Genomic DNA, 21,979 nt, shown 5'->3' with positions numbered 1-21,979 from the left:
AACAGCGATCAAAGGCCGGGTTTGACGGCCTTTTTCTTTGTGTTTTTCGCTCAATTACGATACAATAGGAGCGATGGAGGGACCACAATGGCAACTTTTTTGGACAAACTATTTAATTACGATAAAAAACGATTGAAAGAAATCGAGAAACGCGCTCACGAAGTCGATGCGCTGGCTTCCCAGATGGCAGGCTTGAGCGACGAGGAACTGAAAGCCAAGACCCCGGAATTTCAGGCTCGCTTGAAGAACGGCGAAACGCTGGACGACTTATTGCCGGAAGCGTTCGCGGTTGTGCGCGAAGCGGCCAAGCGGGTGATCGGCGAATATCCGTATCTCGTTCAGCTGATGGGCGGCATCGTTCTGCACGGCGGCGATATCGCGGAGATGAAAACCGGTGAAGGAAAAACATTAACCTCCGTATTGCCGGTCTATCTGAACGCACTGGACGGCCGCGGCGTACACGTTGTCACCGTCAACGAATACCTGGCCGGCCGTGACGCCGACTGGATGGGGCAGATTCACCGCTTCCTGGGCCTGACGGTCGGCCTGAACCTGCGTCAGCTCACCCCGGCGCAGAAGCGCGCGGCGTATAACTGCGATATCACCTACACGACCAACGCGGAAGTCGGATTCGACTATCTGCGCGATAACATGGTCACCCGCGTTGAGGACCGCGTCCTGCGTCCGCTGAATTTCGCGCTGGTCGATGAAGTCGACTCGATTCTGGTCGATGAATCACGGACGCCGTTGATCATCTCCGGTGGCCAGAAGCAGACGGCCAACCTGTATCTGCAAGCAGACCGCTTCGTCAAATCGCTGAAGGCGGACGAAGACTATGAGATCGACGTCAAAAGCAAGACGGTTCAGCTGACTGATTCCGGCGTGACCAAGGCGGAGAAAGCTTTCCGTGTCAAGAACCTGTACGAGCTGGATCACACCCAGCTGGTGCATCATATTTCGCAGGCGTTAAAAGCCAACTACATCATGATGAAGGATGTCGAGTACGTCGTGGACAACGACGAGATCGTCATCGTCGACCAGTTCACCGGCCGTCTGATGAAGGGCCGCGCGTATTCCGACGGTCTGCATCAGGCGATTGAAGCCAAAGAAGGCGTGTCGATCAAACAGGAAACGACGACGCTGGCGACGATCACCTACCAGAACTTCTTCCGCCTTTACAACAAGCTGGCCGGCATGACCGGTACGGCCAAGACCGAGGAAGAAGAATTCTTAAGCATCTACAACATGCGTGTCATGGAAATCCCGACCAATCGCCCGGTTGCCCGAATCGATTATCCGGACGCGATCTTCGGCACGAAGAAAGCCAAGTTTGAGGCGCTGGTCAACGAGGTCAGGGAATGCCATGAAAAGGGCCAGCCGGTATTGGTCGGCACGATCGCCGTTGAAACCAGCGAATTTATCTCAAAGATGCTGAAAGATAAAAAGATCCCGCATGAAGTCTTAAACGCGAAGAATCATGCGCGTGAAGCGGAGATCATCAAAAAGGCAGGGCAGAAGGGTTCGGTGACGATCGCGACCAACATGGCCGGCCGTGGTACCGATATCAAGCTGGGCGAGGGCGTCCGCGAACTGGGCGGTCTGGCCGTCATCGGTTCAGAACGGCATGAATCCCGCCGTATTGATAATCAGCTGCGCGGCCGTTCCGGCCGTCAGGGCGATCCGGGCTATTCCCGGTTCTATGTCTCCGTACAGGACGACCTGATGGTGCGGTTCGGTTCGGAAAAAATGGAAAGCCTGTTTTCGCAGCTGGGCGACGTTCCGATTGAATCCAAGGTTGTAACGAAATCCATCGGCAGCGCGCAGAAGCGGGTCGAAGGCGTGAACTTCGACGTTCGTAAAACACTGCTGGAATACGACGACGTCCTGCGTCAGCAGCGCGAGATTATCTATGAACAGCGCAACTTCATCCTGGATCACGAAGACGTTCACAGCATCGTCAAGGATATGTTCGACCGCGTGGTCAGCAATCTGGTTTCGGCGCATACCGAGCATGACGGCAAGGAAGAAAAGGTCAACACAGCGGAGCTGCTGGAATCGTTAGGCAAGATGGGCTTCCATGAAAGTCTGACGGAAACCGATCTGGAAGGCAAGAGCATTCCGGAGATCAGCGAGCTGTGCTGCAAGGCGGCCTGGGATGTGTATGAAAGCAAGATTGAGCCGATCAAGGTGCATGTGCTGCCGATTGAAAAGACGATGGTGCTGAAGGTCATCGACCGCAACTGGGTCGATCACATCGACACTATGAGCAAGCTGCGCGACGGGATTCATCTGCGTTCGTACGCGCAGTCCAATCCGCTGCAGGCGTATGTCTCCGAAGGCTATCAGCTGTTTGAGGACATGATGGCACGGATTGCGCAGGAGGTTGTCACCTTCTGCCTGAATGTCAGAATTGTAATAGAGGAGCGAAAGAAATAACTATGGAATTGTATGAGATCCGTCAAGGCCTAACCGCTTCGGTAACGAAGTTAAAGCAGTTAGGCGACTCTCTTTGACCTGGCTGCGAAGCAAAAACAAATTGAAGAACTGGAAGCGAAGATGAACGAGGAGCATTTCTGGGATGATCCGAAAGCAGCCCAGAATGTGATCCGCCAGTGCAACGGAATGAAAGAGCTGGAAGCGAAGTACCATCAGATGGAACAGGCGCTGGCTTCGCTGCAGGAAACTGTCGACGAGCTGAACCAGAATTTCGACGAGGAATTGAAAGAGCTGCTGGACATGGAATATCAGGACACGCTCAATCAATTCGAGGATTTCGAGGTGATGGTGCTGCTTTCCCATCCGTATGACAAAAACAACGCGATCCTGGAGCTGCATCCGGGCGCTGGCGGAACGGAAAGTCAGGACTGGGCGAGCATGCTTTACCGGATGTACTGCCGCTGGGCGGAACGGAAGGGCTACAAGGTCACCGTGCTGGACTATCAGGAAGGCGATGAAGCAGGCATCAAGTCCGCCAGTATCCTGATCGAAGGCGATATGGCGTATGGCTATCTGAAGGCGGAGAAGGGCGTGCACCGGCTGGTGCGGATTTCCCCGTTTGATTCCTCCGGACGCCGGCATACCTCATTTGCCTCGCTGGACGTCATGCCGCAGTTCTCCGACGAAATTGAAATCACGATTGATGAGAAAGATCTCGACGTCGTCACGATGCGGGCCAGCGGCGCCGGCGGCCAGCATATCAACAAGACCGACAGCGCCGTGCGGATGACGCATAAGCCGACCGGCATCGTTGTTTCCTGTCAGACTGAGCGCAGCCAGATCCAGAACCGCGAGCGCTGCATGAACATGTTGAAATCAAAACTGTATCAGCGCATGATCGAGGAACAGGAAGCCAAGCTGGCAGCGATCCGCGGCGAACAGAAAAACATCGAATGGGGATCGCAGATCCGCTCGTATGTCTTCTGTCCATACACGATGGTCAAGGATCATCGCACAGGCTATGAAATGGGCAGCGTGCAGAACGTCATGGACGGCGATCTGGACGGCTTCATCTTCAGTTACCTGAAAAGTCAGATTCAGTAAAACAAGCAGGCGTTTTCCGAAAGTCGGAGAGCGCTTGTTTTTTTGTGGCTTCGACGTTGATTTTCAATTCCGCTGGCACGCTTCTATTTGTTCGAATAATCTTTACTTCTGGCTTGGTTATCCTGATTTTATGTATTCTGTGACTTCGCGCATTTCGCCCGTTCCCAAAAAATCTGGGGATGGTATAATGAAGTTAAAGAAGAAAACCAGGGAGGGAAAATCATGAAGGGTTTACGAACAATTTTAGCCGCGCTGCTGGCATTATCCCTAGTGAGCGGATGCAGTCAGAAGGCAGAACCAACCAGGCCGGGGGAAGCGGCGGTGATCGCAGGGAAACTGAGCGATGGAACGAGGTATGAAGCGAGCGTGAAGCTGACAGGTTATCTCAATGCGGATCAGGTGCAGCAGCTGCGCAATTACGACCTGTATGTGGAAGAAGCGGTGGTCGGCGCAGTCGAGATGGAAGTCACGATGAATCAGCTGGAAGGCCGGGAGGTTTTAGATCTGACCCAGGTATGGGAAGCTTCTTTTCAGACAGAGGAAACAGAGGACGAACCCATTTACGAGTCTTGGGCCATCTATCCGGGAAACTGGTTTCAGGGAATAAAGCCAATGGCCCGCCAGGAAAGCAGCCGGGGTTGGATTTTGATCACGAAAGCAAGCGACCCCGTGCTGATGGGATTAGCGTACAAGGATCAAAAGGAAGCGCAGAAAGAAATCCAATTTCAAATACCGCAGCCCAACGATTCTGTTTTATCGGAGGATGCTGAATTGAAAATCGGCGAGTCCTTCCTGGCGGGAAAGGCAGAGCTGACGGTGGAAGAAATTAAGACGGTAAATTCGGTACTGATGTATCGCAGCGATTCCGGTATGAGTCTGGAAGATGGGGAACAAGGAATCAGTTTACGGCTTAAGGTCAAAAATGGAGAAGACTATGATCTTCATCTTCTGTTGTTCAGTTTGATTTATCATAACGAGGAAGTTGAAATCGGCGGCTATGATCTGTTTGCTGAGGAAGGGGAAACGGAGCTGGAAGTCTATGACTCATTCGATCCGGGAACAGAAAAAATCTTGCGTCTGCTCATTAAACTCGATGCTGACGCAGCTTCTTCAGGAAGGTTGAAGTTGGCGGTGAACGGCCATTGCTTTGGAATGGATTATACGGTGGGTGATGACTTGGACGCTTATCCGGTCTATCAGGAAGGCAATGTGATCGAAACAGCGCAAGATCGTCTGACGATCGAGAAAATCAGTACAGTAACCCGTCTGGACCCGCCGAATACCGCCGGCGATTATACCTACATGAAGGCGGATCCGGGTTCGCAGCTTTATGTGGCTGAGGGACTGTTTGAAAATCTTGGCTCTGAAACGGTCAAGGCGGAGGAACGCCTGGGGATACTGTGGCAGGAAAATTCCGAATTTGTATATGGCTGGATTATGATTCCGGAAGGAAATGATTTTTTACAAAGCAAAACATTAGAGCCTCAGACCCGGACAAAAGTTTGTTTCGTCTTGATGCTGAATGACGATCAGCTGCAGCGGAGGGATAAAATCCGAATCGGGGTCGGCGATGAGGTGATCAAAGGCTCCGCGTCGTAAGACACTCAATCAGAAAAGAGATTTCTTATCAGGAATCCTTTTCTTTTTGTTTGAAGAAGCGAAATTCCTGTTTTAATTTTGAAAAAGTGAATGAAAACGCTTGCGATTAGTGTTTGGGAAAAGTTGGGTTCGTGTTAGAATAAGATAAGAAGGACTCATGATCTTGGGCAGGAGGCACTTAAGATGAAAATATGTTCATTTGGCGAAACATTGATTGATTTTACTCCGGTAGGCGTCAGCGAAAACGGAAATATCATATTTGAACGCAATCCCGGCGGCGCGCCAGCGAACTTGGCGGCAGCGGCGGTGAAGCACGGCGTGCAAGCTTGCTTTGTCGGCGAGGTCGGCGACGATATCTTCGGTCAGTTTTTACAGGAAAAGCTGCGCAATCAAGGCGTCGATACGGAATACATGGTTGTCAATTCCCGTTATAAGACGACGTTGGCGTTTGTGCAGTTAGACGAGAAGGGGGAACGGTCGTTCTGCTTTTACCGCAATCCTGGCGCGGACACAATGATCGAAAGTCAGGCAGTAAATCTGCGCGCGATCGACGAGTGCGATCTGTTTCATTATGGTTCCGTGTCGATGACGCATAACCCGGCGCGGATCACAACGTTCGAATTAGTCAAATATGCCCAGCAGAAAGGCAAGATTTTGTCGTTCGACCCGAATCTGCGGATGCCGCTGTGGAACAGTGAGGAAGAAGCCCGGCATGAGATCCGGCATGGGCTGCAGTTCTGCGATATCCTCAAGGTTGCGGAAGACGAATTAATTTTTTTGACGGGCTGCGAAACGTTGGAAGAAGGCGCGCGGCAGCTCGCGAAGAAATACAAAACGCCGCTGATTTTAATCACCGAAGGAGAAAAAGGCAGTCATGCGCTGATCCACGGCTATTACATTAACGCCCCGACCTTCCCGGTCTCCGTCGTGGATACGACCGGGGCTGGCGATGGATTCTTAGGCTGTTTCCTGGCCAGTTTCTTAAAATCAGGGAAAACATTGGAACAGCTCAATGGCGATGATGTTTATCAGATGCTGCGGTTAGCGAATGCGGCCGGCGCGTTGTCGGTGACCCGAAAAGGCGGAATGCCCTCGTTAGTCACGACGGAAGAAGCGCAGGCTCTGCTCGATCAACATCCGGAGCGCTGACAATGGAAGCGGATGAATTTTTACGGCGGCTTCAACCTTTGAAAGCGGGCATGGAGACGGCTTACTTCCGCGTCTATCAGCCGTTTCACGTCCGGGAAGAAGACTTTGACGCGCTGCTGGCGCTGTTGGATGAACAAGCACAGAAGCGAACTTTAAATTTACAGAGAACCAATCGGCCAATGCCGTGGATTAAACAGGCGCCGGCAGGGATGCGGCTTATTTATTCAGATGTACAGACCCCGGCGCAGGTTCATGCGCGGGCACAGGAGCTAAAGGAGCTGGGCGTCGGCTGGGTGTTGTTCGGCGACGTGCCTTTTCCTCACACGGAATCCCTGCGGCAAACACTTCGGCAGAGGATCGATCTGTGGCATGAGGAAGGGCTGGCGGTCGGGCTGGATTTCGACGTCGCCAGCACCCCGGCAGAGGATCCGTGGGCGCTTCAGGCAATCCGCGGCGACAGTGTGATGCAGCAGCGGTACTGGATGATTTCCGATCCGAAGCTGGCGGCGCTGTTCAGTCCGTTTTCTAAAGAAAAAGAAAACGGCGACTTTTTGCGGCTGGATGAGATTGGACAATATGTATATCGTCATCCGCAAACCGGCGGCTGGCTGCTCGACTACAAGAATCCGCAGGTGCTTGCGGGCATGTTGGAACGTTTCTGTGAACTTGTCAGTTTCGGGGCGGATGTGATTGAGCTGAAACAACTGGATTCAATGTGGAAGGAATGCAAAGCTCAGCGCTTGTATCCGCAGGTTCCGGATTTGTTTGCGCTCTTCGCGGCGGCCGGAAAACTGGTGTGTCCGGATGTTCTGGTCATGGGTCACAGTGAAGCGGGGGCGAAGGATTTACAGATTCTTTCCCAACGGACGCCGGCGGGAACCGCTATCGTCGATCAGGGATTGATGATCAACGGTTGGAATTCTCTGGCGACGCGCGATACGAAAATGCTGCAGGGCGATCTTGTTTTCCACGCCTTGAATTCGTCAGCGATCGCGGTTCATCCGGTGGGCGAAGATCAGGGGGTAGTTTGGAATTTTAATGAGGAAGCGGCGCGGATGCGGGGCTGGGATCCGGACTGTCACCGGCAGTTTCTGAGGGATTTTTATACAGGACAGGCGCTGGGCAGTTTTGCCGAAGGGGAAAGCGATCGGGAAAGCGGACGGTGTTATGGAACGCTGGCCAGCTGGGCTGGCTGCGGCCGGGCTTTGGACGGACATGAGCCTTATGAGTTGGAAAACAGCTGTCGGCGGATTTTACTGCTGCTGGGACTGAACCTGGCTTTGCGGGGGATGCCGCTGCTTCAGGATGGGGATGAACTTGGCGCGCTCAACGACGCCAGTTTCCGACTGGATCCGGAAAAGGAAGGCGACCGCCGCTGGCTGCAAAGACCGGTTTATGTGGAAGACAAAGCCCGGCGGCGTTATCAGCCGCTGACTGTGGAATACCGGATTTTCCAAAGCCTGAAAGCCATGCTGCAAGTCCGGGCGGCGGACCCGGATTGGAATGAAGGTCGGGAACAGATTGGGAATGTTGGCAACGACGCAGTGTTGGCGTTCGTTCGTGCCGCTGAACAGCGTCGGCTGTTGTTTTTATTCAACTTTACAGAATCGCCGCAATACTGTGCGCTTACTTCCTTATTTAATAAGGAGGAACAGGCGCGGGAATTGCTGACGGGCCGAAGAATCCGCGGCAGTCAGGAGAGCTTGGACCTGAAGGCTTACGAATTTCTGTGGCTGATCGTCGAAGCCTGAGAAATTAAATCTTATTTAAAAGATAACCTCTTTTCCAGTTTAAAAAATGAAAAGAGGCTACTAGAGACTACCGAAAGAGTCCCCTGAACAATCACAAAGACAGTTGTAAATTGATACAACTGTCTTTTTTCATATCTTTAAAAATGTAAGAATTGTAGCCTCAATCCGTTCAAAAATATAGTATATTTCCATGAGTGAACTGCGGAATTAAAAGGGTCTTATTGAAAAATTCAGGACAGCCTGAAGGCATAATCTTGCCCTTAATTCTCGTAGAATGAAATGATCATGCATCCAGGAGTGACAAGGAATTTCGATACAGCATTGCTGAACTTAAACCACCTCTTTACGCTGCTTTTTCGCAGCTCTACAGCAAGCTGAGCATCTTCTGTTACGCCTGTAATCCAAATCAGGTCTATAAGGAGATGCCAGAGATGAAAAGCAGTCGGATTGAGAGGATCGAATAGAAGTTGATGGAAAAGATTTCAACGGAATAATGAGGGATAGCCGAGAAGATGAAATACGCTTCGTAATCTCTTTCTTTCGTTTTTTTCTTAAATTTCTGTTTTTCAAAAAGAATAACTCTTCGCAGAAATGCAAAAAAGCAGGCAATACTTTCATAAACAATATTCCTGCTTTTATCACTCCTGCAATTTATGTCGGATCCTGCTTTATTTTTATGCGAAATCTCTGTTTGTCATCTCTTCTTCATTCCAAGATTAGCCGGAAGAATTGCTTTAATGAGTACCCAGCTGTTTGAGATGCTCCGCCAGATCCTGATAAATCTGATCGAGCATGCCCGGATCGGCATGATGCGGCAGATAAACCATATTCAGTTCCCGCTTCAGGACAAAATCATTCACCGGGATTTCAACTAACGTGCCCTCAAGCAGTTCCGGATGGATGATATCCGCGTGCAAAAAACCGATGCCGCAGCCGTTTTTGATCAATGTCTTCATGACGTTCATGCTTCCGCACTGCACTAAACCGGCGAAGCTTTCGTAAGAAAGATTGTGTTCTGCCAGACCGGTCGGCAGGATTCCGCGCATCCGCGATTCCTTCTGCCGCACAACTAACGGATAATCGATCAGGTCGTTCAGCATGACGTCTTTCTTCTGCGTCAGCGGATGGCCGACCGGGACAACCAGCCCCATGTGCGTCATCTTGATCAGCCGGCTTTCATACACCGCTTTGTCGAAGAAGCCCTCGACTAACGCGAAATCGATCTCGCCCTGATCGAGCGCTTCCAGACAGGCCGTCGTCCCTGAGATTCGCATGCACAGCTCGGTATTGGGATTCTCCCTCATCCAACGGCAGACTAACGGCGGCATGATGTACTCGCCGAAGGTGAAGGTGCAGTCAAACCGAAGCAGACGCCGGTGCTCCTGTTCCTGCCGCAGCCGTTCGATGATGTCCTGACTTTGCACCTCCAACGCTAAAACCTGCTGATAAAACCGCTGCCCCATTTCCGTCAGCTGCAGCCGCCGATTATAATATTCAAACAGCTTGATGTTGTAGGTTTGCTCCAGGTAGCGGATATGCTGCGACACAGCCGGCTGGCTCATGTGCAGCTGCTGGGCTGTTTTCGTGTAATTCAGCGTCTTGCTGAGAAGCAGAAAGGTTTTTAAGCGATAATCCAGCATGCTATCCCCTCGATTCTGATCTTATTATACCATAAGACGAATTTATGAATAACGAAATCTTACTTATCCATAAGAATCATGAATAGACAACAGCGGCGAAGATGAGTACACTATATTTAAGGGCAGACGTCAACCTGCTCGCATTCGTTAACAACAGGAGGATACCATGAAAAAAATAATGAAATTCACGCTGGGCTTACTGCTGCTGATGCTGCCGGTCACCGGCTGCAGCGCTTCCTCACAGACTTCATCAGGAAGCTCTAACCCGGTTACGCTGCGCATTGGGACGTGGAATATCGCCGCGAAGAATCATCCCGATACCCAGGCGATGGCTGAACTCTTTGCCCGGCATCATCTGGACGCCGTCGGCATTCAGGAAGTTGACGTGCTCAACGACCGCAATCCGGTGGATATGGTCCAGAGCTTTGTAAATGAGGATTATCCCTATGCTCATTTTGCCAAAGGCCGCGATTTCGCTAACGGCGCATTCGGGGTCGGCATTCTTTCCCGCTATGAACCGCAGGCCGTCAGCTCGATCCCGTTAGAAAGCACCGGCAGCCGGGCGACCAAGACGCTGGAGCGCGTCGTCATTGATAAGGACGGCGTTCAGATCGCCTTATACAACACCCATTTAAGCTGGGAAAACCTGGATTTGCGTCGCCGTCAGATCGCGCAGGTGATCGAGCGGGTGAATGCGGATCCGATAGAATATAAAATCATCACCGCGGATTTTAATACCGATCAGCACGCTTACGAATATTCGATGTTTCTGGATAATTTCAATCTTGCCAACGGGTATAACGGAATGTGGTACGATACCTACCGCGAAGGCGACGATCCGTCGATGCAGGTGCTGACAATCGACAATGTATTGTGCACGAAGAATATGCGGATTACGGATATCCAGCGGGTGGAGAGTGAATTGTCCGATCATGATTTGTTTTACGCTGAATTTGAATTGTTAGGCGAAGTGGAAGGCACGGCCAATTCGGGCAACCGGGCCTTAGGTCAGAGCGTCGTGGTTTCTTCTGTCAACGAAGAATGTTCACCGTATCTTTTAGTCGATTATGACAGAAAGACGCCGTGGGTTTCTGACGTTGCGGAGGCGCAGACGATTACGATTGAGCTGAACGAGGTGATCACCGTGGAACAAATCAACGTTCTGTGGGGCGCGGTCCGTGCGGGAGACTATGCGGTGTCCGGATCGGTCGATGGGGAAACCTTTGAACCAATCGCTGCCGTTGAAAAAGTGACGGACAGCGATGCGATTTCCGCTGAAAAGCAGGAAGTGAAGTTTGTGCGCCTGGACTTGTCAGGCAAGCAGGCTGCGGATCAAGGTTATGAAATCACGGAAATTGAGATCTTTGGCGATCCGGTCCGAAGATCGGCGGATCCCGCTGATTTGTTGGCGAACGGCAGCTTTGAGGAAGCCGGCGATGTGTTGCCGTCAGGATGGCGTCTGAAGGAAGATCAGCCGGGTTCTGCGGCGCTGACAGCTGCGGTCGATACGCAGACTCAGACAGAAGGCAGTCAGTCGCTGGCGCTGAGAGCAGCGGGAACCGACGCTTCTGCCGCCGTGGTGCTCAGCACAGAGCTGGAATTAAAGCCGAATACCACCTATCAACTGGTTTTCCATCATAAAGCAGCCGGCTTGAACAGCGACAGCTTCGGTCTGGAAATGACGCAGAAAACGGCGGCGGGCGAGATCATCCCGACGCATCAGGTCCAGCTGAACGATAATCTGTGCATGAGCGAAGACTGGGCGGTTTACCGCTATGATTTTGTTACGGCGTATTCTGCCTCGACGCTGGAGCTGGGCTTTAAGCTGGGCGGCGCTGAAGGCACACTGTGGCTGGATGACGTGCAGATCCGGGAAGTGACGCCGGTTCAGAACTTGTTTCTCAGCGCGGAAAAGAGCGGACTGAAGCCGGGAGAAACGACCCGTGTCACCTGCGAAGTTGTGCCGGAATCCGCGGATGATGTCCCGCTGCATTGGTTTTCCAGCGACGAGAGCGTGGCGGTCGTGGATGAGCAGGGTGTCGTGACGGCGATTCAGCCGGGTAAAGCTTATATCGGTGTGCGCGGCGACAGCGAACTGAATGTGGAGTCTTCCTTGTTGATGAGTGTGGAAGAATAAAATATTAGTGTTTGAATAATGCTGGACTCTCGAATTTTATATTTGGAGGTTCAGCTTTTTTTTGTAGTCTTTTAAAATTTATGTTATAAATAGAATTATAAGATAACTTGAAAGAGAAGGAGATAAAAACGTGATCAAAGCAGCGATAGTCGACGACGATCTGGAATTTCTGGAAGTCATGGCCCATGAGCTTGAGAAAACGATGGTATTCACCGAAATTAAAACATCCAACGATCCTCAACAGTTTCTCGCCAAGCTTAATCAGGATTCTCCAGATGTTTTATTTTTAGATATTGAAATGCCAAATGTGAATGGTTTCTTCGTCGCCAAAGTCTGCCGGGAATTATCTCAGCCGCCGATAATTGTTTATGTTACGGCTGAGGAACAGTACATGGCTGAAGCCTTTGGCTCGCATATCGTCGGATTTCTGATAAAATCAAAGCTGAAAACTCAATTACCAAGACTTATTGAGAAAATTCGTGAAGAAGCGGCTTATTATCAGGTCAGCGTTGAAACTGAAATGGGCCGGCTCATGATCAGGCAGGATCAGATTCTTTATCTCAGTTGTTTCAATCGAAGCATCACGCTCTATTTGAAAAGTGGAACAATGGTAAAATTGAAAGGCCGCGTTTTAAACGAAGCTGTGAAAGCCCTGGCCATGGATGAAATTTTGGTCCAGATTAATCGCTCTGAAGTAGTTAATTTGATGAATGTGGAAAAGATTAGAGATAATTCCGTTTATCTCTGCGGATTAAACCGGCCGCTGCTTGCCAGTAAGTATCAGAAGTCAGAGGTACTCCGGCGTTTCTCTGACTTTAAGGTGAGAACATGATTCGCGCCGCCATTGAATTCAGTTTCTGTCTGCTGGAAATGATCAGCGTGACGCTGCTCGTTCAGAAGTTTTTTGTTCTGCGCAGGCAGGGGTTTGTCGTTGTACTGTCCATTCTGGGATTTGCGCTTATCGAATATTCGATGGAGTTCTGGACGGTGGATCCGGCGCTGTTGATTCCGTTTATGCTTATGAATATGATGGTGATGATCCGCTTCTTTTTTCCCGGCAAAACAAGAACGCTCATTGCGATTATTTTGGTGTTTTACATCGTTGAAGGAATTCTGTCTGCCGTCTCTATTCAGTTTTTGACCTTGACAGCGAAGGTTTCCGCAGCGGAGCTGATGCAGGAAAGCTGGCTGCGGACGCTTGGCGGCTACTTTAATAAGTTCGCGGTTCTGATTCCCATTTTGTTTATGAAGCGAAAGCCGGAATTGCCGCAGGACGAAGGTTTTGACTGGAGTTTCAGATGTTGCGCGTTTCTGTTATTCCTCTGTGTTTATATCAATTATCAGATCTGCGGCATCTTCAGCGATGACCGCATCCGTATTCTATCCTTGTTGATCAGCGCGGTCTTATTCGGCTGTTTCGTTTTGATGACATGGATGTTCCAGCAGTATTATCGCGTCGCTGAAAGTAAGAAACGGCTTGAGCTCGAGCATAACTGCAATACCCTGAAGGAAAACTGGCTTGCGGAAACGCTTGAAAATCAGGAAAAATTCCGGAAACAACGGCATGATCTGAAGCATCTGTTAGGAATGCTTGAATATTATTTAAAAGAGCAGCGGAATCTGGAAGCGCTCGCTTATGTCAGAAGTACCATGAAAGTCGTCGAGACAATTTCGAAGAAGGAGCATACTGGAGATCCGATTATCGACAGTCTTTTGAACCGGACGATGGAAAACGAACCAGAAGTTCAGTTTCATTTGGAAACGGGTCATATCCAATGGCCGTTAGAAGAATGGAGCACTTGTCTTTTAATCTCCAATCTGCTTAGCAACGCTGTGGAGGCAGCCAGGCAATCACCACAAAAGGAGATTGAGTTCTATTTGAAGGAAGATGATTCTGTAATTTATCTGACCTTGATCAATTCAGTCATGCCCGGCCGGCGAGTCAATCTGAATCGAAGCTCGAAACCGGACTTTAAAGAACACGGGTATGGTATTCAAAGTATTCGCTCGATTGTAAATCAAGCCCGGGGCGAACTTGATCTTCATCAGAATGGAGATCGTTTTGAGGTCCGGATTTTATTGCCGAAGGAGGAAAATCATGCGTAACTGTTCTTTGCGGTTAGCCCGCCGGCTGAACGCTCATTTAACCGAACCGGTTAATGAGAACGAACTGCGATTTGGAATCGAGAATTTGCTGATTCAGATGATATTAGTTCTTTGCATGAGTCTGATCGCAGCCCTGTTCCATGTCTTCGGACCGATGCTTCTGTTTATGCTGAGCTTAGTGGGTGTCCGCTCGTTCACCGGCGGAATTCATTTGCGTCAATTTCACCAATGTGTAATCCTGACCAACATCCTTTGTTTTGGCAGTCTTGCCCTCTGCGCTTATTTTACAACCCCTGTTTTCTACGGGCTGCTTGAAGGTCTGGCCGTACTTGCCATTTGGCGCTGGGCTCCGGATATGCGGTATAAGCGGCGTAAAACCGAACAAGATCGCCGCCGCGCCCGAAATATCAGCCGGATTCTATCCACTGCCTTAGCACTGCTTTCTCTTTTTGAAATGGGAATGATTAACCAGGGACCGGGCCGGATTCTGGCCTGTTCCCTGACGGCCACCGCGGTTTCGTTAGCCTTGGCTCAGCGGACAGCTTCTTGAAAAGATTCGTTTTCAGGAAGCTGTTTTTTTTATAAATTATCAGTAAAGAAAGCGATTGGCTGCCTGAACTGTCTATTCGCTCCCAAAAACAGCCTATTGGCTCCCAAACGGCAGACATTTTTAAAAAATTCCCTATAATGAAATTATCAATGTCGAAGAAAGGGGGAAAGGGGAATGAAGCAGCGTTTCTGGAAAATGGCAGCGGCGCTTGTGCTGGCTGTCGGCGCGCTCAGCCGTTTGACGATTTCACAATGGGGCTGGTATCAGCCGGAAGAAGACTGACTTGGCAGTTTACAACATCAGGGGGAAAAGAACAGGGAAATGTTCGCCGACGTGATGAAGGAAGGTTGACTGAGCGTTGACGATAAGATAATTCATTTCTCCTTTTGCCTATGATAGCTCATAGGCGTTTTTAGTATGCACTTCAGGAGGTCTTTATGCAGGGAAAACGAATATTCATTCTGATTTTGATTCTCGGTCTGCTGGGCGGCTGTCAGCCTCAAGCGCAGAAGAGCGCGGAGCAGCAGTTTTTGCAAACGCTGCAGCGGGGACAGGCAGAGCTCGCGTCTTTATTTGAAAACGGCCAGCCTCAATCTTCCGCATGGCTGCAGCAGCTCGGCGACCTGGGCGGGCAGTGGAGCCGGATCCAGGAATCGTATAACGGAAGCGACGAAGAGGTCGCGGCGTTAGCGCAGGCCTATGAAACGATGGGTGAAAGGGTTTGTGTTATCGCGGAAGCTTTGAAGAATCAGGAATCAGAGAAAGCGATTGAAGAATTGGAAAACTTAAAGTCCGAAGCAAGAAAGAATGGGGAAAAAGTCAATGAAATCGTTAAGCGGTGGAATTAAGAAACTCATGATCTGCTTGTTCAGCTTTTGTATGCTGGTGCAGAATACCGACAGCATCCGGGCGGTGAATGAGCGGCGAATTGTTGAAAAGTACAACCAGACAGGTCCGTATTACAATGTGGATATCACGGAGAATGATCCGGTCAACAATGAGGAGTCGGAAGAACAGCCATCCCAACCGGAAACGACGCTGGATGGAGAACCGCAGCCTTCGTCAAGTCCGCAAGTTACGGCCGAACCGGAGCCGACGCCGGAAATCACAGCTGAGCCGACGGTTCAGCCTACCGTTGAACCGGCTCCGGAGCCAACTGCGGAACCCACGGTCGTTCCGACGATGACGCCGCAGCCGACGATGACGCCTGCCGTCACGCCGTCTGCCGCACCGACGGTCACGCCCTCTGCCAGCGCCGCGCCGCTGGAATTTACGCAGACGGAAACCAATCCCGCCGATCCGCAGCCAGAGGATTTTGCGGATCCGGAAATTGTGGATGAAAGAACCGTTATTTATACCAACAAGGAAGACCAGAATCTGAAGAAAATGGTGATGGGCGTCATTCGCAATTATAAAACGGAAGACGGCTTTGCCCCGATTGATACCCAGCTGACGCCGGCGGTCAATCTGCTTTCAGAGGAAGGCCGCGATGTTTTCGTGCAGAACACGGCGAACGTTGTCCGCAGCTATTATCCAGCGGATTCTCAAACCGGCGTTGTCTTGGAAAAAGACGATGTCCGCGTCACCGTGATTCCGCAGCTGAAGCAAATCGGTGAACCAAGCGCAGAGGGCGCCCAGCTGATCTATCCGATGGAGCATCAGATCAATCTGCGGTATACGGTGATGCCGGCCTGGGTCGAGGAGGAGCTTGTTCTGTATGAAAAGCCGCAGACCGCTTCTTTTACCAGTCGGATCACGGTGGAAAACGGCGCCGTCCGACCGGGCGACGAACACGGGGTAATCGTCGTGGATCAAAACGGGCAGCTTGCCTTACTGATCCGCGCGCCGAAAGCCAAAGACGCCGCCGACAACGAAACGGAAGTCCGCGTCGCGCTGAATGGCGATCAGATCGAATACAGCGTAGATGAGAGCTGGCTGATGAGCGACGACCGCGTCTATCCGGTCGTCATCGACCCCAACTATTTCGGCTATGCGCACAACGGCACGGACGTCAGCGTATCGCAAAGCCGACCGACCAAGACGCTCGGCAATCCGAATATGGAAGCCGATAACTGGGTGTTGAAAAACTACGACGACGCATTCCTGTTTATCGGCAATCATCCGCGTTATTCCCATGCTTTCAGCTTCTATAAGATTAACGATGACCGGATGAACGAAGTGCTCAAAGGCAAATACATCAAAAAAGCGACGTTGAACATCATTCAGGGAAAAACCAAACCGGGCACGACGAATGAGTTGCTCGCCTGCAGCATTCCGGGTACTTACGATATTACAAAAGCGACATATCTGAACATGCCGACCAATTACGACTGCTTTACCAGCGACTGGACCTGGGAAGGCTTCTGGCTGCATACGCTGGATATTACGCCGTATGTCAAGGATGTCGCGGAAAACAACAAGCCGAATAACGGCGTGCTGCTGACGCTGAAGGATCCGGATTCCAGTTATCTGGAAATGTATGCGTCGGAATACTATTACATCACCGGTACCGGAGAAAACACGCCGTATGTCGAAGCGGAATACTATGACAGTCCGGACATCACCATGACCGACGTCAACCAGTTTACCTGGAATGTCCGGCCTTTCGTCAAGTACGATTTCAAAGAAGGTCTGGCGTATCTGGTTGCCGTGGGTTTCGACGGAACCGCGCCTTACCATGCCCAGACAACCGTCACGATCAAAGACGGGGAAACTGTGAAATTCACCGAAACGATGGAAGCGGTGGATAACTTTTACCGTTACCCGGAATATCCGGAAATTGAAAAAGCTCAGAGCTACAACGAAACGAAGGTCAGCAATTACCAAACCGGGAAGTTCTTTGACAGCTTTGAGCCGGGAAAATTATATACCGTGCAGTTCCAGTCGGTGAAGGGAACGCAGAAAAGCACGGTGAAAGAAACCTATTTCAGAACCTATGAGGTCAAGGGGTTTGATTTAGTCAGTTCGATCGCCTCATTCTACGGCATCACCAAGGAAACACTGATGCAGGATAACAATCTGCAGGATGAGCTGGTCACCCAGGGCAATATCCTGTTTATCCGCGAACCGCAGAAAAACAAAGACGTTGATTATGTGGAAGAGGATTTATCGACAGATCAGAAAAAGCAGGTGGACGCGGCGCTGCGCGGACGGGATGTGCAGTGCGAATTCGGTTTTGAGCCGATCAACCTGAACACCGGCAACTTCATTCTGGAAAGTCAGGATTTCGCAATGAACGTCCTGGAGGAAAGCTTTACTTTCTCCCGGGCCTACAACAGCAGCGCGGCCGGCGTCTTCGGTATTTTCGGCATGGGCTGGGCGTTCAGCGGACTTTCCCGGATTTCCAGTGATGATCAAGGCGCCACAGTCATTTTAGAAGACGGTACCAAGTATTATTTTGCCAAGCAGAGCGACGGCACGTTTGTCAATAACCTGACGACGGTCTTTAAGCTGACATGGGATACCGATCATTTCGTTTTGAAAAATCAAGACACGACCTGGGTTTACAATGAACAGGGATTTGTGACGAAGAACCTGGACAAGCAGGGCCGCGAAACAACCTATACCTACAAACAGGGCTTGCCGGATACGATTACATTAAAAGACGGCAAAACGATAACCTTCCATTACAATGCCGAGAATCTGGTTGACGAGATCCGGCTGGGAGAAAAGGATAAGGTCAGCTATGGCTACGACACGAATCTGAATCTGATCTCTTTTACCGATCAGACCGGCGCGGTGATCGAGTATGCCTATGACGCCGATCATAACATGACCTCGTGGAAGAATCAGAACGAAGCGCTGGTCATCACCAATACGTATGACGCCAATCACCGCGTAACCAAGCAGGTTGACGGCGAAGGCAATGTCATGACGCTGGAATATCTGGAAGGCCGCACGAAAACCACGGATGCCAAAGGTAATGTGGAAACCACCTGGTTTGACGCCAAGGGTCAGACCACCAAGGTGGAATACGCGGATAACCGCCAGGTATTAAAGACCTTTGTGAATGGTTTGTTAACCGAAGAAACACTGGAAAACGGCATTCGCTGGAGCTATACTTACGACCAGAACGGCAATCAGCTGACAGCGGCGCGCAGCGATGGTTTTAAGGAAACCCGGACGTATGACGCGAATAACAACCTGCTGACAAAGTCGAATACTGCCGGACAGAGCGAAGCCTGGACCTATGATGCCCGCAGCAACAAGACCAGTCATACCGATGCGTTGGGGCAGACCACAACCTACGCTTATAACGAACTCAACCAGATGATCAGCGAAACCGATCCGCTCAAGCATACGACGACTTATGAATATAACGAACAGGGCCGGGTAAGCAAGGTCACCTATCCGGATGGTACATTTTATACTTATACGTATAATGCGGCCGGATATCTGTTGACCGCGACAGATCAGGATAACCGGAAAACGACGCATGTGCTGAACGCACGTAATGAAATCGTGCAGATCATCAATCCGGACGGCGGCACAAAATCGTTTACCTATGACGCCGCGGGTAACAAGCTGTCGGAAAGCAATTTTAACGGCAACGTCACAGTCTACGAATATGATCTGTACGGCAACGTCGTAAAAATGACCGATCCGCTGGGTAACGTCACAACTTATACTTATGATTCAAACCAGAATCTGATCAAGACGACTTATCCGGACGGTGCGGAGACGACCCGCACGGTGGACAGCCGCGGCCGCACAGTTTCCCAGACGGCCAACGGACTGACGAGTACCTATACGTACAATCAGTACGGCGTCGCAACGGAAACCAATGCACACGATCAGACGAAAACCTTCACTTATGACGCGCTGGGCAACATTGTAAAAACAAAGGACTTCGACGGTCTGGAAACCACATCCACTTATGATGTCCTGGGCCGGGTTCTGACGACGACTGACAAAGCCGGCAACGTGACCACGTATGCCTATGACGCGAAGGGACAACGGACCAGTCAGACAACCTCGCGGCAGAAAATCATCTATGAATATGACGCGCTCGGTCATGAAATCAAACAGACGCTGACCAGCGACAATCAGGTCAAGGTTACGGAAAAGGGCTATGATGGCATGGGCCATCTGATCAGCGTGAAGGATCCGCTAGGCCATACGACGACGTATACGTATTCCAAGGGCTTAAAAACAAAAATGACCGATGCCCTGGGGCAGGAAACGATTTACGCGTATGACGCTCTGGGCCGGGTTATCAGTGAAACCAGCGCGGATAAGAAGGTTCGTCGTTGGAGCTATGATCACGAAGGCAATATCCTCAGCGCCACAGATACCAACGGCCAGACGACAACTTTCGTTTACAATGGCAATCAACAGCTGATCGAACAAAAGGATGCTTTGAACAATCGGACGACGACCACTGTCGACAGCCGCGGCCGCACAATCTTAACGACAACGCCGCTTGGCAATAAAACCGGTTTCCAGTATGATATCCACGGCCGTTTGACGCAGAAGACGCGCAATGGCAAGGTCGTTGAAAGCTATGTCTACGATCAGTTTGGAAATCTGACGTCTCAGACCGTCCAGGGCTTAACGACGACGTTTGTTTACGACGCTTACGACCAGCTGATCAAAACGACCGAGCCGACCGGTCTGGTCACGGAAAATGTGCTGGATGAGCGGCATCGTTTGACGCAGGTGAAAGTGAACGGCGAAATCAATCACACTTATACCTATGACACCTACGATCAGGTGATTTCGGAAACGGACGCTTACGGCAGTACGACAACCTATAAAATCAACGCCGACGGCCGGATTCTTCAGAAAACGGGTCACGGGATAACGACGGATTATACTTATGACGCCAACGGCAACTGCCTGAGTCAGACAGACAGTCTGAAAAATACCAAAGTATTTGCCTATGACGCACTGAACCGCCTGACAAGCGAGACGATCAACGGCGCAGAAATTCTCTACGTTTATGATCTGCGCGGTCATGTCACCCAGCTGACCGACCGCAACGGCAATGTAACCGCAACAACTTATGACGGAGAAGGCAATCTGTTGTCAACGACCGCCAACGGCCATACGACACAGTCCGTTTACGATGCGGTAAATCAGAAAATTACGGAAAAGGTCGATAACCAGACGATCCGGCAATGGGCCTACGACGCTGACGGCCGGCTGATCAAGGAAACCGACGGACTGGGCGGCGTCACGCAGACGGTTTATAACCCGGCAGGTCTGGTTTCCAAGACGGTTGATCCGATGGGCTACGCGACGGAATATACTTATGACGAGCATGATAATCTGACCCTCAGCAAAGACGCCAAAGGAAATACGATCCAGCGGCAGTACAACGCGCTGAATCAATGTGTGAAGGAAACATCGAAAATCGGCGGCGTCACAGCTTATGAATACGATCTTTTCGGCAATGTCAGGAAAACGACCTATCCGGACGGCGGCGTGGAAACGTTCACCTACAACGCCAAAAATCAAAAGGTCAGTGAAACGAAGACCAACGGCTCGGTTTGGAAATATTCGTATAATGCTTACAATCAGCTGCTGAAAACGTGGCAGGATGATGTTCTGATTGAAGAAAACGTTTACGACGCGATCGGCAATAAGATTGAATTCTATGACGCGCTGCGCAACAAGACGAGCTGGCAGTATGATAAGACCGGCCGCGTCATCCTGCAGAAGAACGCGCTGAACCAGACGCAGACCTACACCTACGACGAAGAAGACCGGATGCTGAGCAAGACGGATGAAGCCGGGATTACGACGGTCTATACCTATGACGCGGCTGACAACGTCCTGAGCGAAAAGGTCAATAACGCGAAGACAACGCGCTGGACGTATGACGCCTTTAATCAGGTGCTCAGCGAAACCGATCCGACGGGCAGCACAACCCGGTACGAATATGATCTGAACCAGCGCCGGATTAAGACGATTGACGCGCTGGATCATGTTCAAACGGTGGAATACAATGCCGCCGGTTATGAAATTGCAGCGGTGGACGCCAACGGCAAGCGTTATGAAAAGGTTTACGATGAAGTCTACAACCTGATTCAGGAAAAAGATCCGCTGAAGCATATCGTTACCTATACTTACGATGCGGCAGGAAACATGACTTCCGTTCAGGACGCCCGCGGCTTTAAGATCAATTATACGTTGAACAAGATGGGCAAGGTCACGCGGCGGTATTATGATCAGACGGAAGTGCTGTACGTCTACAATACTTCTGGCGAACTGATCAAAGCGACGGATGAAGATAAGAAGTCGGAAGAATATACGTATGATAAAAACGGAAATCTGTTAACCTTGAAGCAGAAAGACGGAACGGTCATTACCTATACTTACGACGCTAATCAGAATCTGCTTTCCAAGCCGGATGCCGCATTTACCTATGACGCGCTCAACCGGGTTATCACGATGAACGATGATCAGGGCAAGACCGAATATACCTATGACGCGGCAGGCAACACCACACAGGTTGTCCGGGACGCCAAAACGATCAAGTATGAATATGACGCCTATGGCAACC

12 protein-coding genes are annotated in these 21,979 nt (G+C 50.6%); 11 read left to right on the top strand and 1 reads right to left on the bottom strand.

Annotation, left to right across the window (positions count from 1 at the left end):
* Positions 1-87: 87 nt before the first annotated feature.
* The 5 genes from secA to I2G61_RS14540 all read left to right on the top strand — a co-directional run bounded on the left by secA (position 88) and on the right by I2G61_RS14540 (position 8,039).
* Positions 88-2,436 carry a preprotein translocase subunit SecA gene (gene secA, locus I2G61_RS14560; protein WP_072685600.1) on the top strand — a complete coding sequence of 783 codons (2,349 nt, stop codon included), beginning with the start codon at positions 88-90 and terminating at the stop codon, positions 2,434-2,436.
* Positions 2,437-2,438: 2 nt separating this feature from the next.
* A protein-coding gene (gene prfB, locus I2G61_RS14555) for a peptide chain release factor 2 (RefSeq protein ID WP_139248660.1) occupies positions 2,439-3,540 on the top strand; the annotation gives its coding sequence in 2 pieces (ribosomal slippage) (positions 2,439-2,510 and positions 2,512-3,540; 1,101 coding nt in all).
* Positions 3,541-3,762: 222 nt separating this feature from the next.
* Positions 3,763-5,139 (top strand): hypothetical protein, encoded by a 1,377-nt coding sequence (locus tag I2G61_RS14550; RefSeq protein WP_195548391.1) that lies wholly within the window; start codon positions 3,763-3,765, stop codon positions 5,137-5,139.
* Between the two features lie 183 nt (positions 5,140-5,322).
* Positions 5,323-6,288 (top strand): carbohydrate kinase, encoded by a 966-nt coding sequence (locus I2G61_RS14545; protein ID WP_195397286.1) that lies wholly within the window; start codon positions 5,323-5,325, stop codon positions 6,286-6,288.
* A 2-nt stretch (positions 6,289-6,290) separates the two neighbouring features.
* Positions 6,291-8,039, top strand: coding sequence for an alpha-glucosidase C-terminal domain-containing protein (locus I2G61_RS14540; protein ID WP_072685604.1), 1,749 nt, complete (start codon positions 6,291-6,293; stop codon positions 8,037-8,039).
* Between the two features lie 734 nt (positions 8,040-8,773).
* Here the strand turns inward: I2G61_RS14540 and I2G61_RS14535 are convergent.
* Positions 8,774-9,679 (bottom strand): LysR family transcriptional regulator, encoded by a 906-nt coding sequence (locus I2G61_RS14535; RefSeq protein ID WP_072685605.1) that lies wholly within the window; start codon positions 9,677-9,679, stop codon positions 8,774-8,776.
* Positions 9,680-9,845: 166 nt separating this feature from the next.
* Between I2G61_RS14535 and I2G61_RS14530 the strand changes: the two genes are divergently transcribed.
* From I2G61_RS14530 to I2G61_RS14505, 6 genes are all read left to right on the top strand, one after another.
* Positions 9,846-11,816 (top strand): endonuclease/exonuclease/phosphatase family protein, encoded by a 1,971-nt coding sequence (locus tag I2G61_RS14530; RefSeq protein WP_072685606.1) that lies wholly within the window; start codon positions 9,846-9,848, stop codon positions 11,814-11,816.
* A 130-nt stretch (positions 11,817-11,946) separates the two neighbouring features.
* On the top strand, positions 11,947-12,648 hold the full coding sequence (locus I2G61_RS16810; RefSeq protein ID WP_072685607.1) for a LytTR family DNA-binding domain-containing protein: 702 nt from the start codon (positions 11,947-11,949) through the stop codon (positions 12,646-12,648).
* The gene (locus I2G61_RS14520; RefSeq protein ID WP_072685608.1) at positions 12,645-13,922 is read left to right on the top strand and encodes a GHKL domain-containing protein; all 1,278 of its coding nucleotides are present in this window, start codon (positions 12,645-12,647) and stop codon (positions 13,920-13,922) included. Before I2G61_RS16810 ends, I2G61_RS14520 begins: the two co-directional genes overlap by 4 nt.
* Positions 13,915-14,472: an accessory gene regulator B family protein gene (locus I2G61_RS14515; RefSeq protein ID WP_072685609.1), complete on the top strand. Its 558-nt coding sequence runs from the start codon at positions 13,915-13,917 to the stop codon at positions 14,470-14,472. The genes I2G61_RS14520 and I2G61_RS14515 overlap by 8 nt, the downstream gene beginning before the upstream one ends.
* Positions 14,473-14,909: 437 nt before the next feature.
* Positions 14,910-15,320, top strand: coding sequence for a hypothetical protein (locus I2G61_RS14510; RefSeq protein WP_072685610.1), 411 nt, complete (start codon positions 14,910-14,912; stop codon positions 15,318-15,320).
* A partial coding sequence (locus I2G61_RS14505) for a DUF6531 domain-containing protein (RefSeq protein ID WP_229100774.1) occupies positions 15,295-21,979 on the top strand: 6,685 nt, incomplete at its 3' end. The genes I2G61_RS14510 and I2G61_RS14505, both read left to right, overlap by 26 nt.

This window comes from Holdemania sp. 1001095H_141210_F2 (assembly GCF_015558105.1).
Taxonomy (GTDB): domain Bacteria; phylum Bacillota_I; class Bacilli_A; order Erysipelotrichales; family Erysipelotrichaceae; genus Holdemania.
This window is presented reverse-complemented; position numbering and strand designations above follow the sequence as displayed.